1 protein-coding gene is annotated in these 1,280 nt (G+C 42.6%); it reads right to left on the reverse strand.

Annotated features, from left to right (window positions below; all coding sequences use genetic code 11):
- The coding region (locus tag ACFIK2_RS08595; protein WP_375677161.1) for an autotransporter outer membrane beta-barrel domain-containing protein at nucleotides 1-1,280 on the reverse strand (1,280 nt) is incomplete at both ends.

Raw genomic sequence — 1,280 nt, forward strand, 5'->3', positions numbered from 1 at the left:
AACCATTGAGAAGGATTTTTCATATCAACGGTAAAATTATCAGCATCTTCAATGGTATTAAACATCAAATGTTGATAGGCAACTTGTGCTTGTGGCTCAAAGGTTAAGCCTTCCATTCCGGTTACAAACTCTTTGCCAACAGTGGTGGAGATACTAAACATTTTGGCATCGTTCAACTTCGCGGTATTGCCTCTGATGGCATTGGCGATATGCCCTTTTAGGATACCATAGGACAAGAGTGCATCGATGTAGAAACCACTGTTATGCTGTATACTGCCATAGGCTGTAATGGCCCATTTATCCAGCGTGTTCTTTCCTGCATCTTTCATGTCCTTTGGAGTGAAAGACAGCTGCCCATAGGTGCCTACAAGACCGAAATGTGTTGTGGTATTTTGCCCTTCAATTGCTGCCAATGTGACTCCGGCTTGGAGAGCAGCATAGCGGATATCAGCACCATAACCATATTTGAGAGGACCACGCTCAGAAGATAAAGTTCCTGTGCTTCCATAGGTGTAAAGGAAGAAACCAGTTTGTTTCTCCTCTTCTTTTCCTAAGACGGATGTTCTGATATTGGCTAAAAGCGCGTTTTGTTTAGCCATATCGGTTAATCCACTGTAGAAGAGAGCATTTGGCATGACCAAATAGCTTGCTGTTTGTGGTACAAGGGCAACGGTAGGGATATTTGTTTCAGGATCAGGATTTGAACCAGAATTGGAGCTAAGCAGCTCGGGTTGTAAACGGAAATCCCAGAAATTTTCATTCTTTTCATCAAAGAGGTTTTGTGCAACATCGGCTTGTCCATGGCTTGACTCTGGTCCATAGGCACGTAGTGTATACATATCCGGTAAGCCATCTCTTGTGGTATAGCCATTTACCAGTTTGAAAGAGTTTTCTTCTGCTTTTCCAGAAACTTGAATGAGTGAAAGACCACGGATATTGGCAGCAGCAGAGGTATTTGCTTCGATATTGTTCTCTTCTAAGCGCCCCGTAACATAAACTGATGTGGTTCCAGAGATATCTCCATGGATCAAAAGTCTATCGGTTTTTTGGTCCTCTATTGCAGCACCATCACTCCATTCAGCGTTGAAGTAAATCTTCGCATCATCCGTTGCATTGTAGACTTCTTGCGTGTCTGGTTTACCAGAACCTATATGCAATGTTTGGTAGTGATCGTCTGTTGGCTTCTCAAAAACGATAGAGCTGTTGTTGAGGTTTAGCACAGAAACATCAGAACGAGATCTTTGAGCAATATCAAGTAGATTGCCATCATCATCTTTTTC

The sequence above is a fragment of the Bartonella sp. AP88XZML genome (assembly GCF_042195565.1).
Lineage (GTDB): Bacteria > Pseudomonadota > Alphaproteobacteria > Rhizobiales > Rhizobiaceae > Bartonella.